This window comes from Thauera sp. 28, assembly GCF_000310145.2.
GTDB lineage: Bacteria > Pseudomonadota > Gammaproteobacteria > Burkholderiales > Rhodocyclaceae > Thauera > Thauera mechernichensis.
This window is the reverse complement of the sequence record NZ_AMXA01000040.1, coordinates 1-25,165: the sequence shown is the minus strand read 5'-3', so window position 1 is coordinate 25,165 and position 25,165 is coordinate 1. Positions and strand designations below refer to the sequence as shown.

At 65.1% G+C, this 25,165-nt stretch carries 23 protein-coding genes and 1 pseudogene; 16 read left to right on the top strand and 8 right to left on the bottom strand.

Annotated elements, in window-relative coordinates; genetic code table 11:
* Positions 1 to 1,043 (bottom strand): annotated as a pseudogene (locus C662_RS17905) (DNA mismatch repair protein MutS); the annotation flags it as partial.
* Between the two features lie 172 nt (positions 1,044 to 1,215).
* Here C662_RS17905 and C662_RS17900 point away from each other — a divergent pair.
* Positions 1,216 to 1,734, top strand: a complete 519-nt coding sequence (locus C662_RS17900; protein ID WP_002932483.1) for a retropepsin-like aspartic protease family protein — start codon at positions 1,216 to 1,218, stop codon at positions 1,732 to 1,734.
* A 7-nt stretch (positions 1,735 to 1,741) separates the two neighbouring features.
* Here C662_RS17900 and C662_RS17895 read toward each other — a convergent pair whose 3' ends face one another.
* On the bottom strand, positions 1,742 to 2,554 hold the full coding sequence (locus C662_RS17895) for an inositol monophosphatase family protein (RefSeq protein ID WP_002932481.1): 813 nt from the start codon (positions 2,552 to 2,554) through the stop codon (positions 1,742 to 1,744).
* Between the two features lie 110 nt (positions 2,555 to 2,664).
* On the opposite strand from C662_RS17895, the gene C662_RS17890 reads away from it, so the two are divergent.
* The 11 genes from C662_RS17890 (at position 2,665) to iscX (ending at position 11,194) form a co-directional block, all read left to right on the top strand.
* Positions 2,665 to 3,405 carry an RNA methyltransferase gene (locus C662_RS17890; protein ID WP_002932479.1) on the top strand — a complete coding sequence of 247 codons (741 nt, stop codon included), beginning with the start codon at positions 2,665 to 2,667 and terminating at the stop codon, positions 3,403 to 3,405.
* Between the two features lie 149 nt (positions 3,406 to 3,554).
* Positions 3,555 to 4,310 carry a serine O-acetyltransferase gene (cysE, locus tag C662_RS17885; protein ID WP_002932476.1) on the top strand — a complete coding sequence of 252 codons (756 nt, stop codon included), beginning with the start codon at positions 3,555 to 3,557 and terminating at the stop codon, positions 4,308 to 4,310.
* Positions 4,311 to 4,451: 141 nt separating this feature from the next.
* Positions 4,452 to 4,934: a Fe-S cluster assembly transcriptional regulator IscR gene (iscR, locus tag C662_RS17880; RefSeq protein ID WP_037982424.1), complete on the top strand. Its 483-nt coding sequence runs from the start codon at positions 4,452 to 4,454 to the stop codon at positions 4,932 to 4,934.
* A 10-nt stretch (positions 4,935 to 4,944) separates the two neighbouring features.
* A complete protein-coding gene (locus C662_RS17875; protein WP_002932472.1) occupies positions 4,945 to 6,108 on the top strand; it encodes a cysteine desulfurase family protein in 1,164 nt (387 codons plus the stop codon).
* A 57-nt stretch (positions 6,109 to 6,165) separates the two neighbouring features.
* Positions 6,166 to 7,374, top strand: coding sequence for an IscS subfamily cysteine desulfurase (locus C662_RS17870; protein WP_002932468.1), 1,209 nt, complete (start codon positions 6,166 to 6,168; stop codon positions 7,372 to 7,374).
* Between the two features lie 100 nt (positions 7,375 to 7,474).
* Complete coding sequence (iscU, locus tag C662_RS17865) at positions 7,475 to 7,858, top strand: Fe-S cluster assembly scaffold IscU (RefSeq protein ID WP_002932459.1); 384 nt, start codon at positions 7,475 to 7,477, stop codon at positions 7,856 to 7,858.
* A 26-nt stretch (positions 7,859 to 7,884) separates the two neighbouring features.
* Positions 7,885 to 8,208, top strand: a complete 324-nt coding sequence (iscA, locus tag C662_RS17860) for an iron-sulfur cluster assembly protein IscA (RefSeq protein ID WP_002932457.1) — start codon at positions 7,885 to 7,887, stop codon at positions 8,206 to 8,208.
* A 10-nt stretch (positions 8,209 to 8,218) separates the two neighbouring features.
* Positions 8,219 to 8,752, top strand: coding sequence for a Fe-S protein assembly co-chaperone HscB (hscB, locus tag C662_RS17855; RefSeq protein ID WP_002932454.1), 534 nt, complete (start codon positions 8,219 to 8,221; stop codon positions 8,750 to 8,752).
* Between the two features lie 23 nt (positions 8,753 to 8,775).
* On the top strand, positions 8,776 to 10,644 hold the full coding sequence (hscA, locus tag C662_RS17850) for a Fe-S protein assembly chaperone HscA (RefSeq protein WP_002932451.1): 1,869 nt from the start codon (positions 8,776 to 8,778) through the stop codon (positions 10,642 to 10,644).
* Positions 10,645 to 10,656: 12 nt separating this feature from the next.
* Positions 10,657 to 10,998: an ISC system 2Fe-2S type ferredoxin gene (fdx, locus tag C662_RS17845; protein WP_002932444.1), complete on the top strand. Its 342-nt coding sequence runs from the start codon at positions 10,657 to 10,659 to the stop codon at positions 10,996 to 10,998.
* Between the two features lies 1 nt (position 10,999).
* The gene (gene iscX, locus C662_RS17840) at positions 11,000 to 11,194 is read left to right on the top strand and encodes a Fe-S cluster assembly protein IscX (RefSeq protein ID WP_002932441.1); all 195 of its coding nucleotides are present in this window, start codon (positions 11,000 to 11,002) and stop codon (positions 11,192 to 11,194) included.
* A gap of 19 nt (positions 11,195 to 11,213) precedes the next feature.
* Here the strand turns inward: iscX and C662_RS17835 are convergent, their stop codons facing one another.
* From C662_RS17835 to dapC, 6 genes are all read right to left on the bottom strand, one after another.
* Positions 11,214 to 11,672: a response regulator gene (locus C662_RS17835; protein ID WP_002932438.1), complete on the bottom strand. Its 459-nt coding sequence runs from the start codon at positions 11,670 to 11,672 to the stop codon at positions 11,214 to 11,216.
* A 52-nt stretch (positions 11,673 to 11,724) separates the two neighbouring features.
* A complete protein-coding gene (prmB, locus tag C662_RS17830; RefSeq protein WP_002932435.1) occupies positions 11,725 to 12,675 on the bottom strand; it encodes a 50S ribosomal protein L3 N(5)-glutamine methyltransferase in 951 nt (316 codons plus the stop codon).
* A 39-nt stretch (positions 12,676 to 12,714) separates the two neighbouring features.
* Positions 12,715 to 13,863, bottom strand: coding sequence for a succinyl-diaminopimelate desuccinylase (gene dapE, locus C662_RS17825; RefSeq protein ID WP_002932432.1), 1,149 nt, complete (start codon positions 13,861 to 13,863; stop codon positions 12,715 to 12,717).
* Between the two features lie 58 nt (positions 13,864 to 13,921).
* Positions 13,922 to 15,100, bottom strand: coding sequence for a PilT/PilU family type 4a pilus ATPase (locus tag C662_RS17820; protein WP_002932431.1), 1,179 nt, complete (start codon positions 15,098 to 15,100; stop codon positions 13,922 to 13,924).
* 62 nt (positions 15,101 to 15,162) lie between these two features.
* Positions 15,163 to 15,984: a 2,3,4,5-tetrahydropyridine-2,6-dicarboxylate N-succinyltransferase gene (gene dapD / locus C662_RS17815; protein ID WP_002932427.1), complete on the bottom strand. Its 822-nt coding sequence runs from the start codon at positions 15,982 to 15,984 to the stop codon at positions 15,163 to 15,165.
* A gap of 14 nt (positions 15,985 to 15,998) precedes the next feature.
* Complete coding sequence (gene dapC / locus C662_RS17810) at positions 15,999 to 17,192, bottom strand: succinyldiaminopimelate transaminase (RefSeq protein ID WP_002932424.1); 1,194 nt, start codon at positions 17,190 to 17,192, stop codon at positions 15,999 to 16,001.
* A gap of 88 nt (positions 17,193 to 17,280) precedes the next feature.
* Between dapC and smc the strand changes: the two genes are divergently transcribed.
* The 4 genes from smc (at position 17,281) to galU (ending at position 25,097) form a co-directional block, all read left to right on the top strand.
* Positions 17,281 to 20,865: a chromosome segregation protein SMC gene (gene smc / locus C662_RS17805; RefSeq protein ID WP_002932422.1), complete on the top strand. Its 3,585-nt coding sequence runs from the start codon at positions 17,281 to 17,283 to the stop codon at positions 20,863 to 20,865.
* Between the two features lie 35 nt (positions 20,866 to 20,900).
* The gene (locus C662_RS17800) at positions 20,901 to 21,986 is read left to right on the top strand and encodes a cell division protein ZipA C-terminal FtsZ-binding domain-containing protein (RefSeq protein WP_002932420.1); all 1,086 of its coding nucleotides are present in this window, start codon (positions 20,901 to 20,903) and stop codon (positions 21,984 to 21,986) included.
* Positions 21,986 to 24,070: an NAD-dependent DNA ligase LigA gene (ligA, locus tag C662_RS17795; RefSeq protein ID WP_002932417.1), complete on the top strand. Its 2,085-nt coding sequence runs from the start codon at positions 21,986 to 21,988 to the stop codon at positions 24,068 to 24,070. Before C662_RS17800 ends, ligA begins: the two co-directional genes overlap by 1 nt.
* A 124-nt stretch (positions 24,071 to 24,194) precedes the next feature.
* The gene (gene galU, locus C662_RS17790) at positions 24,195 to 25,097 is read left to right on the top strand and encodes a UTP--glucose-1-phosphate uridylyltransferase GalU (protein WP_002932414.1); all 903 of its coding nucleotides are present in this window, start codon (positions 24,195 to 24,197) and stop codon (positions 25,095 to 25,097) included.
* The last annotated feature ends 68 nt before the right edge of the window (positions 25,098 to 25,165 follow it).

The following is a 25,165-nucleotide window of genomic DNA, read 5'->3' as shown; positions in this document are numbered from 1 at the left end:
TCGACGTCCGCGACGCCGCGCAGCGCGCCGCGCACGTTGGCCGCCCGCCGCCCGTCACGGCTGTCGATGCCGTAGGCGGCGGCCTCGCCGATGAGTTCGGCCACGGCCGCGTGGCGCGCCGTCGGCACGCTGCGCTCACGCAGCGGGTGGTGCAGGGCGTGGCGCAGCCAGCGCGAGCCCATGCTGGTGATGCAGGTATCGAGCAGCGAGAGCAGTGTGGGGGCCGCCTCGCCGCGTAGGGTCTCGGTCAGTTCCAGGTTGCGCCGGGTGGCGGCGTCCAGGCGCAGGTATTCGGACTCGCGCTCGACCGTGAGGCCGGTGACGTGGGCCAGGGTCTGGCGCTGAGTGGCCTGGGCGTAGTCGTAGAGCGCAGATGCGGCGCCGAGCGCCACCGGCAGGTCTTCGACGCCGAAGCCGACGAGATCGCGCGTACCGAAATGGCCGGTGAGCAGACGTGTCCCGGTGTCGGCGTCGAACTGCCAGTCGGCGAGCCTGCGCAGCGCCGGTGCCAGGTTGTCCAGGAGCGGCAGGGCGAGCCCGTCCGGCACCAGGACCTCGGCCGGGCGCAGGCGCTCGAACTGCGCCTGCAGCGCGTCCGACGGGCATTGCATGAGGCGAAAATCGCCATTGGCGAGGTTGAGCCAGGCCAGGCCGAGCACGCCGCGATGCATGTTCGCCGCCAGCAGCAGGGCGTCGCGGCGGTCGTCGAGCAAGGCGGCGTCTGTCAGCGTTCCCGGCGTGACGATGCGGCTCACCGCACGCTCCATCGGCCCCTTGGTCGTGCCCGGCTCGCCGACCTGCTCGGCGATCACCACCGACTCGCCCAGCTTGACCAGGCGGGCGAGGTACTGCTCGACGGCATGAAAGGGCACGCCCGCCATGCGGATCGGCTTGCCGCTGGACTGCCCGCGTGTGGTGAGGGTGATGTCGAGCAGCCGTGCTGCCTTCTCGGCATCTTCGAAGAAGAGCTCGTAGAAGTCGCCCATGCGGTAGAAGAGCAGGGTGCGCGGGTGCTGGGCCTTGATGCGCAGATACTGCTGCATCATGGGAGTGTGGGCGGCGATTTCGGCTTCGCTCAATGCTGTGCCGGCGTGGGTGGTCGAATCGATGGGAGTGCGTGCTGCCAACAGAAACCTCTTGCGCGCTGTATTGTCGTGAGTGAGGGAGAGATTATCGCCCCGGACAGATCGAATACCGCCCCCAGGGGAGACAGCCATGAACGACCGCGATCAGGAAACCCGCAGCCTTGGCCGCAAGCTTGGCGTGCTGGCCACGCTCGCCTTTCTGGCGCTGGGCTGGGTGAGTTTCGATTCGGTGCTTGAGCGCCGCGACAATCCAAACCGCAACCTGGTCGTCACTCAGGGGGCGCAAGAGCTGGTGCTCAAGCGCAACCGCTTCGGCCACTACCTGGCGCCGGGCGAGATCAACGGCCAGCCGGTGGTTTTTCTGCTCGATACCGGTGCGACCCAGGTCTCGGTGCCCGCCCATCTTGGCCCCCAGCTCGGGCTGCGGCCCGGCGCAGCGGGCTCGGTGATTACCGCCAATGGCAACGTCACGGTGCACCAGACCCGCATCGACACCCTGGCGCTCGGGCCCTTCGAGGTACGTAACGTGAGCGGCCATCTAAACCCCGGGATGCAGGGAGCAGAGATCCTGCTCGGAATGTCGGTGTTGCGCCACCTCGAATTCACCCAGCGCGGGGATACGCTCACCTTGCGCATCCCCGGGGCTTAGCGAAACCTCAGGCCTGCATGCTGGCCGGTCGGTAGGCCTGGATGATCGGCAGCAGCTGGCCGAAGATCTTCGGTGTGCCGGCGACGACGTTGCCGGTGGTGAGGAAGTTGCCTTCGCCCGAGAGGTCCGAGACCAGGCCGCCAGCTTCCTGGATGATCAGCGCGCCGGCTGCCATGTCCCACGGCGACAGGCCCATCTCCCAGAAGCCGTCCAGACGTCCGGCGGCGACATAGGCGAGGTCGAGCGCAGCTGCGCCCGGGCGGCGGATACCCGCTGTCTTCTGGGTAAGCTCCTTGAACATCGCCAGGTAGGCGTCGATCTGGTCGAACTTGCGGAACGGGAAGCCCGTGCCGATGAGTGCTTCATTGAGGCGCGCACGTCGCGACACGCGAATGCGGCGATCGTTGAGGAAGGCGCCGCTGCCGCGCGAGGCAGTGAACATCTCGTTGGTGTTCGGGTCGTAGATCACTGCGTGTTCGAGCACGCCGTTTTTTGTCTGTGCGATCGACACCGCGTATTGCGGGAAGCCATGGATGAAGTTGGTCGTGCCGTCGAGCGGATCGATGATCCAGTTGAACTCGCTCTCCTGACCATTGAGGGGGCCGGACTCACCCGACTCCTCTGCTAGAATCCCGTGCCCTGGAAAGGCGTCGCGCAGCACCTCGATGATGGCTTTTTCGGCAGCGTGGTCGACCTCGGTAACGAAGTCGTTCGGCGACTTGGACTGCACTGCCAGCAGTTCGAGCTGGGTCGAGGCCCGATTGATGACGGTCGCTGCGCGACGGGCGGCCTTGACGGCGATGTTCAGGGTGGGATGCATGCGAAGCGGTCTCGGTTAAAGAATGCGGGGCCTTCAGTGCGGTAGCGCGCCTGGCGCGCGCCGCGTCAGTCGGGCTGACCGGCAGAACTCGGAAAACACAGAATTTTAATATGAATCGCCCACTTGCGCTTGACCGCATCCGTATCGTGTTGTCGCGCACCACGCACCCCGGAAACATCGGTGCCGCCGCCCGTGCGATGAAAGTGATGGGCTTGCACGAGTTGTGGCTGGTGGCGCCGGAGTCCTTTCCCGACGAGGTCGCCAGCGCGCGCGCATCCGGCGCCGGCGACATCCTGGCGACGGCGCGGGTAGTGGACTGCTTGCAGGACGCACTTGCCGACACCGTCTTCTCGGCAGCGCTCACCGCGCGTCGGCGGGAGCTGTCCTTGCCGCGCATGCAGGCTCGCGACGCGGCGCTTGAAATCGTCGGGCGCTGCGCCGACGGACCGGTGGCGCTCGTCTTTGGTAACGAGACCAGTGGCCTGACCAACGAGGAGGTGGGGTTGTGCAGCCTGCCGGTGACCATTCCCACCAATCCCGACTTCTCTTCGTTGAACCTGGGGGCCGCGGTACAGGTGCTGGCGTATGAGTTGAGAATGGCGGCGATCGGTGCCGAGACCGTGCTTGAGCCCGACACCTTTGGCGAGCCCGCAACCCACGCCGATTTCGAGGGCTTCATGGCCCACCTCGAGCGCGCGGTGACGGCAAGCGGCTTTCATGACCCGGCCAACCCCAAGCGCCTGCTGCCGCGCATCCGCCGCCTGTTCAATCGCGTCCGTCTCGAGCGTGAAGAGGTGGCCATCCTGCGCGGGATGCTGACGACCTTCGAGCAACCCCGGCGACGTGGCTAGGCTTGGGCGCAGTCGCGTGCGCCTGTCCAGGCGTCGCAACTCGCCCCGGATGACCGGGCTTTGAATTCATCGCCTAAAGTCGATTAAAATAGTCGGGAATTGGTTCCGTGCCTTCCCGGCCGCAATCCTATCCGGAGTGTTTCTCGAAAATGTTCAGCCGCCTGCGTGAAGACCTCGCCAGTGTCCGTGAGCGCGACCCCGCCGCGCGTTCGACCTTGGAGGTGCTTACGTGTTATCCGGGCATCCATGCGTTGATGTTCCATCGCCTTGCGCACGCCGCGTGGACGCGGGAATGGCATTGGCTGGGGCGCTTCATCAGCCACATCGGGCGATTTCTGACCGGTATCGAGATTCATCCCGGGGCAGTGATCGGGCGTCGCGTCTTCATTGATCACGGCATGGGTGTGGTGATCGGCGAGACTGCGGAGATCGGTGACGACTGCACGATCTACCAGGGCGTGACCTTGGGCGGAACCTCGCTCTACCGCGGCGCCAAGCGACACCCGACGCTTGGCAAGGGCGTCGTGATCGGCGCCGGTGCAAAAGTGCTTGGCGGTTTTACCGTGGGCGATGGTGCCAAGGTCGGCTCCAACGCAGTAGTCGTCAAGCCCGTTCCGGCGGGCGTGACGGCAGTGGGCAATCCTGCGCGCCTGATCGATCCCGAGCGTGATGCCGCGCGCGAGAACAAGGCCGAGCAGATGGGTTTCAGTGCCTACGGCGTGACGCGCGACATGGATGATCCAGTGTCCAAGGCGCTGCACGGGTTGCTGGATCACTCGGTGGAGACCGACAGGCGCCTGCAGGCCATCATCGCCAGGCTGGAGGCGGCCGGGGTGAAACTTGACGAAGCGGTCGAGCGGGCCGATGACTTCGACGCAAGCCGTTTGTCGAGGATGGTGGACTGAGCGTACAAGGCCTCGTAGCCTGGCTGGCGAGTAGTTGACCGTTTTTGTCGGGATACGTATAGTCGACCGAAACGTTAAGGTATTCGCAGTGCGCGGCATTCATGCAGTCGCAGCGGGGCCGTTGGACATCCAGGAGCCGACATGAGATTGACGACCAAGGGACGTTTCGCCGTGACGGCGATGATCGATCTGGCCTCGCGCCAGGCCGAGGGGCCGGTTACGCTCGCCGGAATCGCAGAGCGTCAGCACATCTCGCTTTCCTACCTCGAGCAGTTGTTCGGCAAGCTGCGCCGACATCAGATCGTCAGTAGCGTCCGCGGCCCCGGTGGCGGCTACCGGCTTGCGCGCGAGATGGACGCCATTACCGTGGCCGACATCATCATCGCCGTGGACGAGCCGCTCGATGCCACCCAGTGTGGCGGCAAGGAAAATTGCCATGATGCGCATCGCTGCATGACGCACGACCTGTGGGCCAACCTCAATAAGCGCATGTACGCCTATCTCGACTCGGTCACGCTCGAGGCCTTGGTGAATCGTCAGGTGCGCCCTGATGCCGACATGGCGGTGCTCAAGAACATCCGCCGTCGCGCTACGCTTGCGCTGCATGCAAGCGCGGTTGCCTGAGAGTTCGTCGATGAGTTTCGCACCGGTCTATCTCGACTGGAACGCCACCACGCCGCTCGACGAGGTCGTGCGCGAGGCGATGCTGCCCTGGCTGGGTGTGGGTGAGCAGGCGCGCTTCGGCAATGCATCGAGCCGGCATGAGTACGGCCGCCAGGCGCGCGCCGCGATAGACGAGGCGCGGGTGCGCGTGGCATCGGCGGTCGGTGCGCATGCTACCGAGGTGGTCTTTACCAGCGGTGGCTCGGAAGCCAACAACCTCTTCCTCAAGGGCGCGGCGGGTGTGTTCAAGCCGGCGCTGCTTGCGATCAGTGCCATCGAGCACCCTTGCGTACGCGAGCCAGCTCGCCAGTTGCAGCGTGGTGGATGGGCGCTGCGCGAGATCGGCGTGGATGCGCAGGGGCTGGTCGATGAAGCCTCCTGGCAAGCAGTCCTGGCAGACCGGCCGCGCCTCGTCTCGGTGATGATGGCCAACAACGAGACCGGCGTCGTGCAGGACCTTGCACGCATGGCTGCGCAGGCCCGCACGGTGGGCGCATGGGTTCATACCGATGCGGTACAGGCCGTGGGCAAGCTTGAAGTCGATTTCCGCACGCTCGGCGTGCATGCGCTGAGCCTGTCGGCGCACAAGATCGGCGGCCCGCTCGGGGCGGGAGCCTTGATCGTCGACAAGCGGGTCGAGCTCACGCCCCTGATCGCAGGCGGCGGCCAGGAGCGCGGATTGCGCTCGGGCACCGAAAACGTGGCCGCGATCGTGGGCTTCGGAGTGGCCTGTGAGCGTGCACGGGCGGCCCAGGCGCAAGAAGCGCAGCGGCTTGGCGCGCTGCGTGAAGAACTCGAGCGTGGGCTGCTGCAGTGCGGTGCATCGATCTTCTCGGCTCAGGCCCCGAGGCTGCCGAATACCGTTTTCTTTGCCATCGGTCAGATCGACGGCGAAACCCTGGTTGCCAAGCTCGATCGTGCGGGCTTTGCCTGCGCAAGCGGTTCGGCCTGCTCGAGCGCCAATCCCGAGCCCTCTCACACACTGTTGGCGATGGGTGTGGAGCGCGGCCTGGCGCGAGCGGCGGTGCGCATCAGCCTCGGTCGCGACACGACGGCGGAGCAGGTGCGCGCATTCCTGGCCGCGCTTGCAGGTGTGACCGACAATCTCAGGAATCTGGCCTCGGTTGCAGCTTGACCGCGACTGCCCGGCACGACACCCAATACTCGAACAACGACTCTGCGGAGAGACTGAATGAAGTTCCCGATCTACCTCGACTACTCGGCCACGACCCCGGTGGATCCCCGAGTGGCGGAAAAGATGATTCCCTGGCTTACCGAGCACTTCGGCAACCCGGCCAGCCGCTCCCACGCCTACGGCTGGGCTGCGGAGGAGGCCGTCGAGACGGCGCGCGAGCAGGTCGCCGCGCTGGTCAATGCCGACCCCAAGGAGATCATCTGGACCTCGGGTGCGACGGAGTCGAACAACCTGGCCATCAAGGGTGCTGCGCACTTCTACAAGGGCAAGGGCAAGCACGTCATCACCCTCAAGACCGAACACAAGGCAGTGCTCGACACCGTGCGCGAACTCGAGCGCGAAGGCTTCGAGGCGACTTATCTCGACGTGCAGGAGAATGGCCTTGTCGATCTGGAGGCCCTCAAGGCTGCGATTCGTCCCGACACCATTCTGATCTCGGTGATGTTTGTCAACAACGAGGTCGGTGTCATCCAGCCGATCGCGGAGATCGGTGAGCTGTGCCGCGAGAAGGGTATCGTCTTCCATGTGGACGCCGCGCAGGCGACGGGCAAGATCGGGATCGACCTTGCTGCGCTCAAGGTGGACCTGATGAGCTTCAGTGCCCACAAGACTTACGGTCCCAAGGGCATTGGCGCGCTGTATGTGCGGCGCAAGCCGCGTGTGCGCCTGGAGGCGCAGATGCACGGCGGCGGCCATGAGCGCGGCCTGCGCTCGGGCACCCTGGCCACGCATCAGATCGTCGGCATGGGCGAAGCCTTCCGTCTTGCGCGCGAGGAGATGGGTGTGGAGAACGAGCGCATTCGCCGCTTGCGCGACAAGTTGCTGGCCGGGCTCACAGACATCGAGGCAACCTATGTCAACGGCGACCTCGAGCAGCGCGTTCCGCACAACCTCAATATTTCCTTCGCCTACGTCGAGGGCGAGTCGCTGATCATGGCCATCAAGGAGATCGCCGTGTCCTCGGGTTCGGCCTGCACCTCGGCGAGCCTGGAGCCCTCCTACGTGCTGCGCGCATTGGGGCGCAATGACGAGCTTGCCCACAGTTCCATTCGTTTCTCGATCGGGCGCTTCACCACGGAAGAAGAAGTGGACTACACCATCGACCTGCTGCGTCGCAAGATCGGCAAGCTGCGCGAGCTGTCGCCGCTGTGGGAGATGTACAAGGATGGCGTTGACCTCGACACCGTGCAGTGGGCCGCGCACTGAGATCGCTGCGAACACGGCTCGAACGAAGCTGAAACTCGAAAGCGCCGCGGCAGATGGCCGCGGTCGGAATAAAGTAGATATCCCCTGACGGAGAAAGAACATGGCCTACAGTGAAAAGGTCCTCGACCACTACGAAAACCCCCGCAATGTCGGCTCGTTCGGCAAGGACGAGGAGGGCGTGGCCACCGGCATGGTGGGCGCGCCGGCCTGTGGCGACGTGATGAAGCTGCAGATCAAGGTCGGCAAGGACGGCGTCATCGAGGACGCCAAGTTCAAGACATACGGCTGCGGCTCGGCAATTGCGTCGAGTTCGCTGGTGACCGAGTGGGTCAAGGGCAAGACGCTGGACCAGGCGCTCGAGATCAAGAACACCGAGATTGCCGAAGAGCTCGCCCTGCCGCCGGTCAAGATCCATTGCTCCATCCTCGCTGAGGATGCGATCAAGGCGGCGGTTGCCGACTACAAGAAGAAACACGAAGCCTGAGCTTGTTTACGAACACAGGAGGAACCATGGGCGTAACGCTGTCAGAATCCGCTGCTCGTCACGTGTCGAACTTCATTGCCAAGCGTGGCAAGGGTGTCGGCATCCGACTCGGCGTGAAGACCTCCGGCTGCTCGGGCATGGCCTACAAGCTTGAGTTTGTCGACGGTACCGAGGACGAGGACCTCGTCTTCGAGAGCCATGGCGTCAAGGTTGTGGTCGACCCCAAGAGCCTGGCCTATCTTGAAGGCACCGAACTGGACTTCGTGAAGGAAGGGCTCAACGAAGGCTTCAAGTTCAACAACCCGAACGTCAAGGACCAGTGCGGCTGCGGCGAGAGCTTCAACGTCTGAGCCGCACACGATGAGCATCGACCTTACGCAGGACTTTTTCGCCCTGTTCGGCCTGCCGCGCCGTTTCAAGCTCGACGAAACCGCGCTCGAGCAGGCGTGGCATGGCCTGCAGGCTCAGGTGCACCCTGATCGCCACGCCCACCTGTCCGACCTCGAGAAACGGCTGTCCATGCAGTGGGCGACGCGGGTGAACGAGGGCTTCCGCACTTTGCGCAAGCCGCTTGCACGCGCTCAGTACCTGCTTGAGCTGGCTGGCGTCGATACGGCGCTCGAGACCAATACCGCCATGTCGCCGGCGTTCCTGATGGAGCAGATGGAGTGGCGCGAGGCGGTCGAGGAGGCAGGGGCGGCCGCCGAGATCAGCGAACTCGAGGACTTGCATCGGCGCCTGCTCGCCCATGCGCGCGAAGTGCGCGCGCAACTCGCCCAACAACTCGATGACGATCACGACTTCGAAGGAGCGGCCGACACCGTGCGCCGGCTCATGTTCATCGACAAGCTCCAGCAAGAAATCGACGAGGCGCTGATCGCCCTCGAGAACTGAAAAGAACGCACGGAAACTAGCTGATGGCCCTGTTGCAGATCGCTGAACCCGGCATGTCTCCCGAGCCGCACAAGCACCGGCTCGCGGTAGGCATCGACCTCGGTACCACCAATTCGCTCGTTGCGACCGTCCGTAACGGGATTGCCGTGTGCCTGCCCGATGAGAGTGGGCGGACGATGCTGCCTTCGGCGGTCCGTTACCGCAGCGACGGCAGCCTTGAGGTCGGCCGGGCTGCGCTCGAAGCCCAGGCGGTCGATCCTCGTAACACGATCGTCTCGGTCAAGCGCTTCATGGGTCGTGGGCTCAAGGATGTTGCGCACATCGAAGCCATGCCTTACGACTTCGAGGACAGCCCCGGCATGGTGCGCCTGAGGACCGTGCAAGGCGTCAAGAGCCCGGTCGAGGTTTCGGCCGAGATCCTGCGTCGGTTGCGCGAGCGTGCGGAGGCCAGCCTTGGCGGGCCGCTCGTAGGGGCGGTCATCACGGTGCCGGCCTATTTTGACGATGCACAGCGCCAGGCGACCAAGGATGCTGCGCGCCTGGCCGGGATCGACGTGTTGCGCCTGCTCAACGAGCCCACCGCCGCGGCAGTCGCATATGGCCTGGACAATGCTGCCGAAGGCGTCTATGCGGTCTATGACCTCGGCGGCGGCACATTCGACCTGTCCATCCTCAAGCTCTCGCGCGGCGTCTTCGAGGTGTTGTCGACCAATGGCGATGCGGCCCTGGGCGGCGATGACTTCGACCACCGTCTGTTCTGCTGGATTCTCGACAAGGCGCGCATCTCGCCGCCTTCGCTCGAGGATGCACGTCGTCTGCAGATGAAGGCGCGCGAGGCGAAGGAGCTTCTCACCGCCTGCGAGCAGGCACCCGTCCACGTCAGGCTGGCCTCGGGCGAGGAGGTGGATCTTGTCGTCAGCCGCGACGAGTTCGCGGAAATGACCCAGCCCCTCGTGCAGAAGACCTTGGGCCCGGTGCGCAAGGCCTTGCGTGACGCGGGGCTCGCTCCGGACGAAGTCAAGGGCGTGGTCATGGTCGGCGGCGCCACCCGCATGCCCCACATCCAGCGTGCCGTGGCGCGCTACTTCGGCCAGGAGCCGCTCACCAATCTGGACCCCGACAAGGTCGTCGCGCTGGGCGCCGCGATGCAGGCGAACGTACTTGCCGGCAACCGTGCGGCGGAGGACGACTGGTTGCTGCTCGATGTCATTCCTCTTTCGCTCGGTCTGGAGACCATGGGAGGGCTGGTCGAGAAGGTCATTCCGCGCAATTCGACGCTCCCCAGCGCTCGCGCGCAGGAATTCACCACCTTCAAGGATGGCCAGACCGCGATGGCTTTCCATGTCGTCCAGGGCGAGCGCGAGCTCGTCGCCGACTGCCGCTCGCTCGCTCGCTTCGAACTGCGCGGCATTCCACCGATGGTGGCGGGCGCAGCCCGTATTCGTGTCAGCTTCCAGGTTGATGCGGATGGTCTGCTGTCGGTGTCCGCGCGCGAGATGTCCTCGGGCGTCGAGGCAAGCGTACTCGTCAAGCCATCCTATGGGCTGTCCGACGAGGAGATCGCCGGCATGCTGAGATCGGGTGTCGAGCACGCTGGCGAAGACATGCGCGCGCGCGCGCTGCGCGAGCAACAGGTCGAGGCAGAGCGTGTGATCGAGGCGACAGAACACGCGCTGGACAAGGATGGCGGACTGCTGGCAGTGCACGAACGTGACGCCATCCTGACAGCGATCGTTAACCTGCGCGCCTTGCTTGCCGGCGACGACCATCGTGCGATCAAGGCGAGCATCGACGCTCTCGCGCGCGCCACCGACGACTTTGCTGCACGCCGCATGGACAACAGCATCCGCACTGCGCTCGCCGGCCACAAGGTCGACGAACTCGAACTCTGATCCGAACACATCATGACCCAGATCATCGTCCTACCTCACGTCGAACTCTGCCCCGACGGCAGTGTGATCGAAGCGACTCCCGGCACAACCGTTTGCGACAGCCTGCTGGAGCACGGTATCGACATCGAGCACGCGTGCGAGAAGTCCTGTGCTTGCACGACCTGTCATGTCATCGTGCGCGAGGGCTTCGAATCGCTGAACGAGGCAACCGAGGACGAGGAGGACCTGCTCGACAAGGCCTGGGGACTCGAGCCGCAATCCCGCCTGTCATGTCAGGCCGTGGTCGGCGAGGCTGCGCTCGTGGTCGAGATTCCCCGCTATACGATCAACATGGCTCGCGAAGGAAAGCACTGACATGAAGTGGACCGAGGTGGAAGAAATCGCCATTCAGCTTGCCGACGCACACCCCGATGTTGACCCGACGCGGGTGAACTTCGTCGATCTGATGAACTGGGTGCTGGCCTTGCCGGAGTTCGACGACGACCCCAAGCGCTGTGGCGAGCGCATCCTCGAAGGCATTCAGCAGGCCTGGATCGACGAGCTCGCTTGAGTGCGCGCGCGACAGCGCCTCAGTAGGCGCTGCGTGCCGCGCTGTCAGTGGTCTCGTTCAGGTCCAGCCAGTAATGGCCAATGAGGCCGATGGCGCGCTCGAAGCGTTCGAAATCCACGGGTTTGCGGATGTAGCTGTTGGCGCCCAGGCTATAGGCCTGGCGCAGGTCCAGGCTCTCACAGGAGGTGGTCAGCACGACCACTGGCAGGGTGGCTGTGCGCTCGTCGGCGCGGATCCGGCGCAGCACCTCCAGCCCGTCGATGCGGGGAAGCTTCAGGTCAAGGAGGACGACGACGGGCAGCGGATTCGCGTGGCGGCTGCCATTGGCCTCGAGACCGAAAAGGTAATCCACGGCCTCGACGCCATCGTGTGCGACCACGACAGGCGCCTCTATCTGGTTCTTACCCAATGCGCGCAAGGTCAGGGTCTCGTCGTCGGGGTTGTCTTCGACAAGCAGGATGGGGCGCGCAGTTGCCATGTTGGATTCCTTGTGGCTCGTGCCCGCCCGATCTCGAACCGGGCAAGGCGATCTAGAGGTCCTCCCTGCGAAGCAGGAAGATCGAGTCATCCCCGCCAGCGGTCGACAGCCAGGTAAAGGGCAGGTCGGGGAAGGCGTCTTCGACGAGGTGGCGATTATGCCCGACTTCTACAGCGAGGATGCCATTCGGATTGAGGTGATCGCGTGCCTGAGCGAGCAGGGTACGCACGACATCCAGCCCGTCTTCGCCCGCGGCGAGGGCCATCTGCGGCTCGTGGAGATACTCCGCAGGCAGTTCGTCCATCGATTCGGCCGTGACGTAAGGTGGATTGCTCAGGATCAGATCGAAGCTGCGACCTTCAAGTCCGGAGAACACGTCGCTATGGACAAGCTCGACCCTCTCGCTCAGACCATAGTCGTTCACGTTCAGATGCGCCAGTTCAAGCGCATCCTCGGACAGGTCCGCCCCGGTGATGTCCGCGTTGGGGAATGCATGAGCCATCAGGATGGCCAGGCACGCCGATCCGGTGCACATGTCGAGTGCGCTGTGCACCGCTTCGGGCTCCTCGATCCAGGGGGCGAGCCCATCTTCAAGCAACTCGGCAAAGAATGAACGCGGCACGATGACGCGCGGATCGACGGTGAAACGGAAGTCACCCAGCCAGGCTTCGCCAAGAATGTAAGCCGTGGGGATGCGCTCGTCCGCGCGTTGTTCGATGGCTTCGAGCACTGAAACGCGCTCCTCGCTCGGTATGCACGCATCGAGAAAGGGTTCGAGCCTGTTCAGCGGTAGCGCGAGCGTGCCGAGGATGAGCCAGACCGCCTCGTCGTAGGTGTCGGAAACGCCATGGCCGCAGAAGATGCCGGCACGGTTGAAGCGCGTCACGGCATAGCGCAGCCAGTCGCGCACGGTGACCAGCTCGGCGAGCGGTCCATGTTCGTGGCCATGGTCGTGCTCATGATCATGTTCGTCCTGCGCTTGCTCGAAGTGATTGTCTTGCATGGTTTTTCCGGCGAAGAGGTTGGTCGTGCCCGATAGGAGTCAGCCCGCGGGCTGGAGCAGGGCAGCAAGCGTGCGTTCGTAGATCGCGGACAACGGTTCGACTGCGTCAATGGCGACGCACTCATTGATCTTGTGAATGGTGGCGTTGACTGGCCCGAACTCGACCACCTCCGGGCAGATATCGGCAATGAAGCGGCCGTCCGACGTGCCGCCGGTGGTCGACAGCTCGGTGGTGACGCCGACGGTGTCGTGGATGGCAGCCGACAGTGCCCTTACCAACTGCCCTCGGCCAGTGATGAAGGGCTTGCCGGACAGATGCCAGTCGATCTCGTAGTCGAGGCGATGGCGGTCGAGGATCTCGCAGGTGCGACGCTTGAGATCATCCGCAGTCGACACCGAGCCGAAGCGGAAGTTGAACAGCACCTCGCACACGCCCGGAATGACGTTGTTGGCACCCGTGCCGGCGTGGATGTTCGACACCTGCCAGGTGGTCGGCGGGAAGAACTCGTTGCCCTCATCCCAGCGGATGGCGGCGAGTTCGGCCAGTGCCGGGGCGAAGAGGTGAATGGGATTGCGTGCGAGCTGCGGGTAGGCTACATGCCCTTGCAGCCCCTTGACGCGAAGCGTGCCCGAGAGCGAACCACGGCGGCCGTTCTTGATCATGTCGCCAAGCGTACTGACCGAGGTCGGCTCCCCGACGATGCAGTAGTCGATGCGCTCGCCGCGGGCTGCCAATGCCTCCACCACCTTGACCGTGCCATGGGTGGCGACCCCTTCCTCGTCCGAGGTCAGCAGCAGCGCGATGCTGCCTTCATGATCAGGGCAGGCGCTGACGAAGCGTTCGATTGCGGTTACGAAAGCAGCGAGCGAGGTCTTCATGTCCGCAGCGCCACGCCCGTAAAGAAGGCCGTCGCGCAGGTTCGGCTCGAACGGGGGCGTATCCCAGGCTGCGGCAGGGCCGGGCGGCACCACGTCGGTGTGGCCGGCGAGGCATAGCACCGGTGCCTGGCTGCCGCGGCGCGCCCACAGGTTCGACACGCCACCGGTGTCGATGCGTTCGCAGGTAAAACCCTGCGCCTGCAGGCGTGCGGAGATGAGGTCGAGGCAGCCGGCGTCCTCAGGGGTGACCGAGGGACGGGCGATGAGCTCGCAGGCGAGGGTGAGCGTCGGGGTATGGTTGGCGTGCATGTGAAGAGTCGGTTGGGGGAGTATGGCGCGGTGGCGCGGCATGCCGCGCCCCTGACGCTCAGTTGTTGCTCATGTCGAGGGTGAATTCCTTGAAGGACGCCCCCTCTTCGTTGATGCCCTCGAAGTCCAGCGCCTTGCCTTCGCGCGCGCTCTTCAACGAGGGCGACTCGGGTTCGTTGATCTGGGCATTGTTGATCAGCCAGTGGAGGTTGGTTGGCGAGTCGGCATTGGCGAGTGCCTCCTCCAGGGTGATCGTCTTTTCGGTGTAGAGCTGGTACAGCGCCTGCTCGAAGGTCTGCGAGCTTGGCGCCAGGGATTGCTCCATGGCCTCCTTGATGCCGTTGAGCTCGCCGCGCTCGATCAGCTCGCTGATGTGGCGCGTGTTCATCAGGATCTCGACCGCGGGTACGCGCTTGCCGTCAGGCTTGCGCACGAGGCGCTGGGAGACGATGCAGCGCAGCGCGACGGCAAGATCGAGGTAAAGGAGCTGGCGGTTCTCGATCGGGAAGAAGTTCACGATGCGGTTGAGCGCGTGGTACGCGTTGTTCGCGTGCAGGGTCGCCAGGCATAGGTGGCCTGTCTGTGCGTACGATATGGCGGCCTGCATGGTCTCGCGGTCGCGAATTTCGCCGATCAGGATGCAGTCAGGCGCCTGGCGCATCGCGTTGCGCAGAGCTTCGTTCCAGCTCAGCGTATCGATCCCGACCTCGCGCTGATTGACCACCGACTTGCGATGCTTGAACAGGTACTCGATGGGGTCCTCGACCGTGAGGATGTGGCCACTGCGGTTGCGGTTGCGGTGGTCGAGCATCGACGCCAGCGTGGTCGATTTGCCCGAACCGGTGGCGCCGACCACGAGGATCAGGCCGCGCTTGTCCATCACCACCTCGGTCAGCACCGCAGGCAGGCCGAGTGACTGCACTTCCGGGATGTCGCTCTGGATGTAACGCACGACGATCGCCATCGAATTGCGCTGCCAGAAGACGTTGATACGGAAGTTGCCCAGGTCCCGGCGCCCGAACGAGAGGTTGAGTTCCCGGTCGCGCTCGAGCGCGGCGATCTGCGAAGGGGTGATCGCTTCCTGGATGATGCGCTGGATCATCAGCGGGTCCATGACCTGCTGGTTGATCGGCATGGTGTGGCCCTGGATCTTGATGTGGATCGGGGCGCCTGCGGTGATGAAGATGTCCGAGGCCTTCTTTTCGGCCATGAGCTGGAAAAGGCTGTCGAAAATCATGGCTTCGGACTCCTGCGAAGGTTGTGCGTGGGGGCACGCAGCCCCCGGCTGCGATGTGCGGCTTACGCTCCGCGCAGCAGTTCGTTGATGGCAGTCTTGGCGCGCGTCTGGGCATCCACCTTCTTGACGATCACCGCGCAGTACAGGCTGTACTTGCCGCATGCCGAGGGCAGGCTGCCCGGAACGACCACCGCGCCGGCCGGCACACGGCCGTAGGTGACGGTGCCGGTCTCGCGATCATAGATCTTGGTGCTCTGGCCGATGTACACGCCCATCGACAGCACGGCGTTCTCCTCGATGATGACGCCTTCCACGACCTCGGAGCGGGCGCCTACGAAAACGTTGTCCTCGATGATCACCGGGCCGGCTTGCACCGGTTCGAGCACGCCACCGATACCGACGCCGCCAGACAGGTGCACATTCTTGCCGATCTGCGCGCACGAACCGACGGTCGCCCAGGTGTCGACCATCGTGCCTTCGTCGACGTAGGCGCCGATATTCACGTACGAGGGCATCAGCACCACGTTCTTGCCGATGAAGCTGCCCTTGCGGGCCACGGCCGGGGGAACGACGCGGAAGCCGCCATCGCGGAACTGATCCGGCGTGTAGTCGCCAAACTTGGTCGCGACCTTGTCGAAGAAGTTGAGGCCGCCGGCCTGCACCACTTCGTTGTCGCGCAGGCGGAAGGAAATGAGCACCGCCTTCTTGATCCACTGGTTGACCACCCACTGGCCATCCTTTTTCTCGGCCACGCGCAGGGTGCCGGCATCGAGGCCTGCGATCACCTGCTCGACCGCGTCACGGATCTCGGCCGGAGCGGAGGTGGGCGAAAGGCTGGCGCGGTTTTCGAAGGCGTCGTCGATGATCTGTTGCAGAGCGTGCATTGGGGGTTTCTCTCTCAGAGGGTTTTGCAGAAATCGATGATGCGCTCGGCGGCTTCGACGCACTCGTGTGTATCGGCCACCAGCGCAATGCGGACGAAGCCGGCGCCCGGGTTGACGCCCTGGGCCTCGCGCGCGAGATAGCTGCCGGGCAGGACCGTCACATTATATTCAGCCTGCAGCCTGCGGGCGAACTCGGTGTCCGGCAATGGCGTACGTACCCAGTAGTAGAAGCCGGCATCGGGCAATTGAACGGGAAGGTAGGGGCGCAGCATGGGCGTGACGCGAGCAAACTTGTCGCGATAGAGACGGCGGTTCTCCTCGACGTGGGTCTCATCGTTCCATGCTGCCACCGAGGCGGCCTGGACCGCGGGGCTCAAGGCGCAACCGTGGTAGGTCCGGTAGAGCAGGAAGTTCTTGAGGATGCGCGCATCGCCGGCGACGAAGCCCGAGCGCATCCCGGGGACGTTGGAGCGCTTGGACAGGCTGGAGAACATGACGATATTGCGGAAGTCGGTGCGCCCCAGGCGCCATGCGGCTTCCAGGCTGCCGATCGGTTTGGCGTGGTCGTCGAAGTAGATCTCCGAGTAGCATTCGTCGGCCGCGATGACGAAGCCGTGACGGTCCGACAGCTCAAAAAGGGTCTTCCACTCGTCGAGCTTGAGCAGGCGACCGGTGGGGTTGCCGGGCGAACAGACGTAGACGAGCTGGATGTCCCGCCAGGTCGCGTCGTCGATCGCCGCGAAGTCCGAACCGAAGCCGTTCTCGGGCAGGTTATTGATGAAGAGTGGCTCGGCGTTGGCAAGCAGGGCAGCGCCTTCGTAGATCTGATAGAACGGATTTGGGCACAGCACCTTGGCGCCAGGGCGACTGCCATCGACCACGCACTGTGCGAAGGCGAAGAGCGCCTCGCGCGTACCCGCCACCGGTATGACCTGGGTGGCGGGGTCGACCTGCGGCAGCCCGAAACGGCGCTCGAGCCAGTGGGCGATCGCGCCGCGCAGGGCATCCGAGCCCAGCGTCGCCGGATAGCTGGACAGCCCGCCCAGGTTGTCCGCCAGGGTCTGGCGGATGAAGCCGGGGGTGGGGTGCTGCGGCTCGCCGATCGACAGGCGGATCGGCTTCAGGTGCGCGGGTGGCTCGATGCCGGCAAACAGTGCGCGCAGCTTCTCGAACGGGTAGGGCTGCAGTCGGGCGAGGTTTGGATTCACTTTGATACGGATCGGGTACGCGCCGGGCGCGTCCGCGCGAAGTCGGTAGGGGCGGAAATGTTATCATGCGAAGCCTCTGCGCCCGTCCGTGGCGGCGCTGCCACGCTCTCGCCCCTGCCTGTTTCCCGAAGTGCGCCTCTCCAAGCTCAAACTCGCCGGCTTCAAGACCTTTGTCGATCCGACGACCGTGCTCACCCCGGGTAGCCTGGTCGGCGTGGTGGGACCGAACGGTTGCGGCAAATCCAACATCATCGATGCCGTGCGCTGGGTGCTGGGTGAGACTCGCGCGTCGGCGCTGCGCGGCGAGTCGATGCAGGACGTCATCTTCAACGGTTCGACCACGCGCAAGGCGGTATCGCGCGCCAGCGTCGAGCTGGTGTTCGACAACGCCGAGGGCAAGGCGGCCGGGCAGTGGTCGCGTTATGCAGAAATCTCGGTCAAGCGCGTGCTCGACCGCTCGGGCGAGTCCACCTACCACATCAATGGCGTCCATGTCCGGCGCAAGGATGTGATCGACCTTTTCCTGGGTACCGGGCTCGGGCCGCGAGCCTACGCGATCATCGAGCAGGGCATGATCTCGCGCATCATCGAGGCGCGGCCAGAGGATATTCGCGGCTTCCTGGAAGAAGCCGCTGGGGTGACCAAGTATCGCGAGCGCCGCAAGGAGACCGAGGGGCGGCTGCGCGACGCGCGCGATAACCTTGCCCGCCTCGACGATATCCGCATGGAGCTGGGCGAACGCATCGCCCACCTCGAGGCGCAGGCCGAAGTGGCAGCGCGCTACAACGCCCTCAACGGTGCGCATGTGCAGAAGCAGCAGCTGCTCTGGTTGCTCAAGCGTAACGAGGCGCGCACCGAACTCGAGCGCAGCCGCGCTGAGCTGGGTGAAGCCAGCGCGCGCATCGACGCCGACAACGCGCGCCTGCAGGAACTCGAGGGGCGCGTCGAAGCGGCACGCGATGCCCAGTTCGCAGCGTCGGAAGCCGTGCATGTCGCGCAAGGCGATCTGTTTGCAGTGAGTGCGGAGGTGGCACGCCTCGAGACCGAACTCCAGCACGTCGGCGAGGCCCGCAAGCGGCTGGAGGCTCGGCTTGCCCAGCTCGAACTCGACGATGCGCACTGGCGCGCGCGCGCCAGTGCGCTGGGCGAGGATCAGGCGCGTTGGGAGGCGCTCGCCGAGAATGCCGCCCTGCGTGCCGAGCACGCCGAGGCGCGTCATGCAGAGGTCAGTGAGCGCCTGCCCGAACTCGACGCCGCCCGCCAGGCGGCCGACACCACCGTCGGCGCAGCACGGCGCGAACTGGCCCACACCGAGCAACAGCTGCGCGTCGAGGACGCCAACCGCAACAGTGCCGTTCGTGCGCTCGATGCATTGGCGCAGCGGCGCGCCAGGCTGGAGGCCGAGCAGGGTGCGATCGTCGGCCCCGATGAGCGGGCGATAGCGGAACGCGAGGCTCGCCTGGAGTACATGGAAGATGAGCTCGAGACCTTGCAGCAAGCGCTTGCCAACGAACAGGCACGACTGCCGGATATCCAGGCCCGGCTCAAGGCGGCGCTGGACCATGAGCGCATGGTCCAGCGCCGGCTGACCGAGCTGCGTGCCCGTCGCGATGCGCTGGCGCAGCTCCAGGCCCGACTGCAGGCGCAGGGCAAGCTGGGAGACTGGCTCAAGCGTCATGGGCTGGATGGCCTGACCCCTTTGTGGAAACACTTACGCGTCGAGCAGGGTTGGGATACGGCGGTGGAGGCGGTGCTGCGAGAACGCCTGGCGGCGCTGCTTGCTGTCGACGCCGAGGCGGCGCTGGCGGCTGCGCGGGTTGTGCTCGACGAGGCTCCGCCCGAATCGCTGGCCATTGTGCTCTTGCCGGCGACAGAGGGTGGCGTAGCTGCGGACTTTTCCGCCCCCGGCCTACGGCCGCTGGAGGCGCTGGTCGACGTCACCGATCCCGGCTTGCGACCGCTGATCGCAGGCTTCCTGCACGGCAGCTGGGCAGCCGAGCACCTCGAGGAGTGGCTACCCCGGCGGGCCGAACTGCCCGCGGGCGTGACGCTGGTCGGCCCGCGTGGGCAGGTGCTGGATCGCAACGCATTGCGTCACTTCGCGGTGGACAGCCGTACTCATGGCGTGATCGAGCGCCAGCGCGAGATCGACATGCTCGCAGCGGAGCAGGCCACCCTCGAGGACGAAGCCAGCATTGCCCATGACGCGCTGGCGGCTGCAGAAGCGCATGCTGCCGCACTGCAGGAGCGTGTCGCGGAACTACGCCGGGACTTGCAGGCGCGGCAGGCAGGCGTACATGCCGAACAGGTCGAGCTGCTCAAGCTCAGCCAGGCGCGCAGTCGCGCGGATGAGCGCCGTGGCCAGCTTGCGCGCGACCTCGACGACATCGTTCAGCTGGAGGCGATCGAGCGCGAACATCTGTCGCGAGCCGAGCTGGAGCAGGCTCGCGCGGTCGAGCTCGCCGACATGCAACGCGCACGGCTGGATGCGGCGGGCGAGGTCCTGCGCGAGCGCGAGCAGGCGCTGCGTGAAGCACGTGCGCTCGAGCAGGCAACTGGCCGCGACCTGCAGGAGGCACGCTTTTCGGCACGCGAGTGCGACGGCAAGCTCGAGGACATTGCACGCAACCGACAGCTTGCGGACGAGCAACTCGCGCGTATCGCGAATGAGGCGGTGGTGCGTCGGGGCGAACTCGAAGCGGCCGACGATCGCCGCAGCGTGGAAGCCCTGCACGAGGCGCTTGCGCTGCGTGGCAGCCGCGAGGCCGCGCTCGGGGTACGCAGGGATGCGCTCGAGGAGGCCAGTGCGGCCCTGCGTCAGGCCGAGGAACTGCGTATGCGCACCGAACATGAGGCGGCGCCAGTGCGGGTCAGGGTCGGCGAACTGCGCCTGGCGGTACAGGCGGCCGAACTTGCAGTGAGCCAGCATGAAGAGCGCCTGCGCGAGGTCGCCGCCGACGAGGACGCGCTTGCGCCGCTGCTTACGCCAGAGCTCAAGGAGAACGGCCTGCAGCGCGAGGTGGCGCGCCTGGCGCGGGAGATTGCCGAGCTTGGGGCGGTGAATCTCGCTGCACTGGATGAATTGCGGACGGCTTCGGAACGCAAGGGCTATCTCGACACTCAGACCGAAGATCTCTTGCTGGCGATCGACACCCTCGAGGATGCGATCCGCCGTATAGACCGCGAAACACGCGAGCAACTGCAGGACACCTACAATACGGTCAATCGGCAGTTCGGCACGCTCTTCCCGCAGCTTTTCGGCGGCGGGCGTGCCGAACTGGTGCTGACGGGCGAGGAAATCCTCGATGCGGGCATCCAGATCGTGGCGCAACCGCCGGGCAAGAAGAACACCTCGATACACCTGCTGTCCGGCGGCGAGAAGGCGCTGACGGCGATCGCGCTGGTGTTCTCGATGTTCCAGCTCAATCCGGCGCCGTTCTGCATGCTTGACGAGGTCGATGCCCCGCTGGACGATACGAACACCGAGCGCTACGCGAACATGGTCAAACGCATGTCATCGCAGACACAGTTCATCTTCATCAGTCACAGCAAGATCACGATGGAGTTCGCACAGCAGCTGGTCGGCGTGACGATGCAGGAACAAGGGGTGTCGAGGGTGGTGGAAGTGGACATCGAGGAAGCGCTGCGCCTGGCGGAGCCGGCGGCAGCCTGAGGCATGGGAATACACGGGGTCATTCGGGAACATACATGGACAGCGAACTTCAGATTGCGCTGATTGGAGCAGGGCTTGCCGCGGTCGTCTTGATCGTTGGCTACAACAAGTGGCAGGAGCGCAAGCATCGCCGTCAGGCCGAACGTGCGTTCAAGTCCGAGCACCGCGACGTCTTGCTCGAGCCGCGCACCGACGGTGCTGCAGCCGACGAGCGCCGCGAGCCGGGACTTGGGCTCGACGAGTCGCCGCGCCGCTTCAGCGAGGCGCCGGTCAAGCGCAGCGTGCCCGAGATTCCGAACTTTCTGGATGAGCGCGCCGACTGCGTCATCCGCCTGGAGGCCATCGAGGCGCTCGATGTGCACAAAGTCTGGGCGGCGCAGGCCGAGCAGCTCGCGGGCGTGAACAAGCCCGTGCGTTGGTTCGGGTTCAACGATGCGCAGAACGTCTGGCAAGCGCTCGGTCCGAACAGTGCAGGCGCCTGCCACTGGTTTTGCGCTGCGCTGCAGCTGGTAGATCGCCAGGGCTCGATCGGCGAAGGCGATTTCCTGCGCTTCACCGGTGGTGTGCAGCGTGTGGCGGATGCGGTGATGGCTCTGCCGCCCGGATTGCCGCAGCGCGCCGATACCTTGCGCAATGCGACCGAACTCGACCGCTTCTGCGCCGACGTGGACGTCCAGATCGGTGTCAACGTCGTTGCACGCGACGGCCAGTTTGAGGGCCGTGCGATCCAGCAGCTCGCCGAACGCCACGGTCTCAGCCTCGCCAACGATGGCTGCTTTCATGCCCTCGATGAGCGCGGGGCAAGCCTGTTTTCCCTCGGCAACCTGGAGCCGGGCCTGTTCGCGCCCGACGCAATGCGGCAGATCGTGACACAGGGCCTGACCCTGGTGATCGACGTTCCACGCGTGAGCGACGGCCGCGCCGTGTTCGACCGCATGATGCGCATCGCGGTCGACCTGGCCGAGCAGCTCGGTGGCGTCGTGGTCGACGACAACCGTGCGCCATTCGGTGACGAGGCGGCCAACCTCATCCGGGTACAGATCGAGCAGTTCCAGGGGCGCATGGCGGCCAATGACATCCCTGCCGGCAGCTCCCTTGCCCAACGCCTGTTTGCAGTCTGATGGATCTCTTTGAACATGCCCGGGCGCAGGGTGATGCATTGCGCGCGCTCGAAGCGCGCGCGGCCGAGTTGCGCGCCCTGATCGCGCAGCATGACCATGCCTACTACGTCCTCGACGCGCCGACCATCGCCGATGCCCAGTACGACGACCTGTTCCGCGAGTTGCAGGCAATAGAAGCCCGGCACCCCGATCTGAAGACCGCAGACTCGCCCACTCAACGCGTGGGCGGGCGGCCTCTGGCTGCCTTTCCGGCGGTACGCCACCGCATTCCGATGCTGTCGATCCGCACCGAGACCGACACCGAAGCGAGCGGGGCTGAGGGTTTCGACGCGAGGGTGCGGCGCGAGCTGGGCCTGGCGCCGGCGGCACCCGCCGTCGAGTATGCTGCCGAACTCAAGTTCGATGGACTTGCCATCAGCCTGCGCTACGAGAACGGCCTGCTCGTGCAGGCCGCCACGCGCGGCGATGGCGAAACCGGCGAGGATGTCACCAGCAATGTGCGCACGGTCAAGGCCGTTCCCCTGCGTCTGCGCGGCGAGCCCCCTCCGGTGCTGGAGGTGCGTGGCGAGATCTACATGCGGCGCGACGATTTCGAACGCCTGAATGTCCGCCAGGCAGCGGCAGGCGAGAAGGTCTTCGTTAACCCGCGCAACGCCGCCGCAGGCAGTATCCGGCAGCTCGACCCCACGGTCGCCGCCCGCCGGCCGCTGTCTTTTTTCGCTTACGGCGTGGGCGACGTGGACGGCTGGCTGCTGCCCGACAGCCATGCACAGGTGCTTGATGCGCTCGAGGCCTTCGGGCTTCCGGTATGCGCGCACCGCGCGGTGGTGAGCGGCGCCGAGGGCCTCGCGGCTTTCCACGCCAGGATCGCCGGCCTGCGCGACAGCCTCGGTTTCGACATCGATGGTGTCGTGTACAAGGTGAATGCGCTCGCCTTGCAGCAACGGCTGGGCTTCGTCACGCGCGAGCCGCGTTGGGCCGTCGCGCACAAGTACCCGGCGCAGGAGGCGATCACCTTGTTGCGCGATATCGAGGTGCAGGTTGGTCGAACCGGCGCGCTGACGCCCGTTGCGCGACTGGAGCCGGTTTTCGTGGGCGGCGTCACGGTCACCAACGCGACCCTTCATAATCAGGACGAGATCGATCGCAAGGATGTGCGCATCGGCGACTGGGTGGTCGTGCGCCGTGCCGGTGACGTGATTCCGGAAGTCGTGGCACCGGTGTCCGAGCGCCGGCAGACGGCACTACCGCGCTTCGTGCTCCTTGAACGCTTTCCGAACTGCCCGGTGTGCGGTTCCCACGTCGTGCGTGGCGAGGACGAGGCGGTCGCACGCTGCACGGGGGGGCTGTTCTGCCCCGCGCAGCGCAAGCAGGCCTTGCTGCACTTTGCCAGCCGGCGTGCGATGGATATCGAGGGCCTGGGGGAGAAGCTCGTCGACCAGCTGGTCGATGCAGCGATCGTGAAGACGACGGTCGACCTTTATCGTCTTGGTCTGCTTGCACTGGCGAACCTCGAGCGCATGGGCGAGAAGTCCGCGCACAACCTGCTGGCGGCGATCGACAAGAGCCGTTCGACAACGCTCGCGCGCTTCATCTTTGCGCTTGGCATCCGCAACGTGGGCGAGGCCACCGCGCGCGAGCTCGCGCGCCATTTCGGCGCGCTTGACGCGCTGATGGAGGCCGACGTGGATGCCTTGCAGCAGGTTGCCGACGTGGGGCCCATCGTTGCGCGTTCGATTGCCGAGTTCTTTGCCGAGCCGCACAACCGCGAGGTGATCGAGCAACTGCGGGCCGCCGGCGTGAATTGGACCGAGGGGGCACCAGCCGGGGGTGCAGTCGGCGCACTGGTGGGCAAGACTTTCGTCCTTACCGGAACGCTGCCGTCGATGACGCGCGACGAGGCCAAGGCGCAGATCGAGGCGAGAGGCGGCAAGGTTGCGGGCTCGGTATCGAAGAAGACCCACTATCTGGTCGCCGGTGCTGAGGCCGGCTCCAAGCTCACCAAGGCTCTCGAGCTAGGCGTCACCGTGGTCGACGAGCAGGCATTGCGCACGCTCCTGAACGAATCGGATACAGATCGTTGATACCGCCGGTCCCGGCTTGAGGCATCATGGCGGGCTGCTGCACCGCACAATCACATCATAGTCATTTCGGGTCGTTTCGGGCTCGCTATAAAGCCCGGTCAGTCAATATGGGAGTCAGAAAACAATGAAGAAGGTCACCAAGGCGGTCTTTCCGGTTGCCGGCATGGGCACACGCTTCCTGCCCGCAACCAAGGCCAGCCCCAAGGAGATGCTGCCGATCGTGGACAAGCCCTTGATCCAGTACGCGGTCGAGGAAGCGGTGGCAGCCGGCATCACCGACATGATCTTCATTACCGGGCGTACCAAGCGCTCGATCGAGGATCACTTCGACAAGGCCTACGAGCTCGAGACCGAACTTGAGGCACGCGGCAAGAAGGAACTCCTCGAGATCGTGCGCAAGACGGTGCCGAAAGGGGTCAACTGCATCTACATCCGCCAGTCCGAAGCGCTGGGCCTGGGGCATGCCGTGATGTGCGCCAGCCATGTCGTGAGCGACGAGGCCTTCGCCGTGATCCTGGCCGACGATCTGCTCGACAACAAGAACGATACGCCGGTACTCAAGCAGATGGTTGATGTGTACAACTACCACCGCTGCTCGGTGCTGGGCACCATGAACGTGCCGCGCGAGGAAACCCGCAGCTACGGCATCGTCAGCACGGAGACCCAGAACGGGCAGGTGCAGCGCATGACCGGCATCGTGGAAAAACCAAAGCCCGAAGAAGCACCGACGACGCAGGCGGTGGTGGGGCGCTACATCCTGACCCCGCGCATCTTCGATCACATCCGCGCACTCAAGCCCGGCGCCGGTGGCGAGTACCAGCTGACCGACGCCATCGCCTCGCTGCTCAAGGAAGAAGCCGTGCTGGCCTACCAGTTTAATGGCGTACGCTACGACTGCGGCTCCAAGCTCGGCTATCTGAAGGCCACGATCGAGTTCGGCCTGCGTCACCCGGAGACAGGTGGCGAATTTGCCCAGTACCTGAACGCCCGTTTCGGCGCAGAGTCCGGCGGCAGCAAGAAGAAGTAAGCCGGGCCGCAAGCGCCGTTGTAGGAGCGGCGCCAGTCGCGAGCTTTTCGGGGCTCGCGACTGGCGCC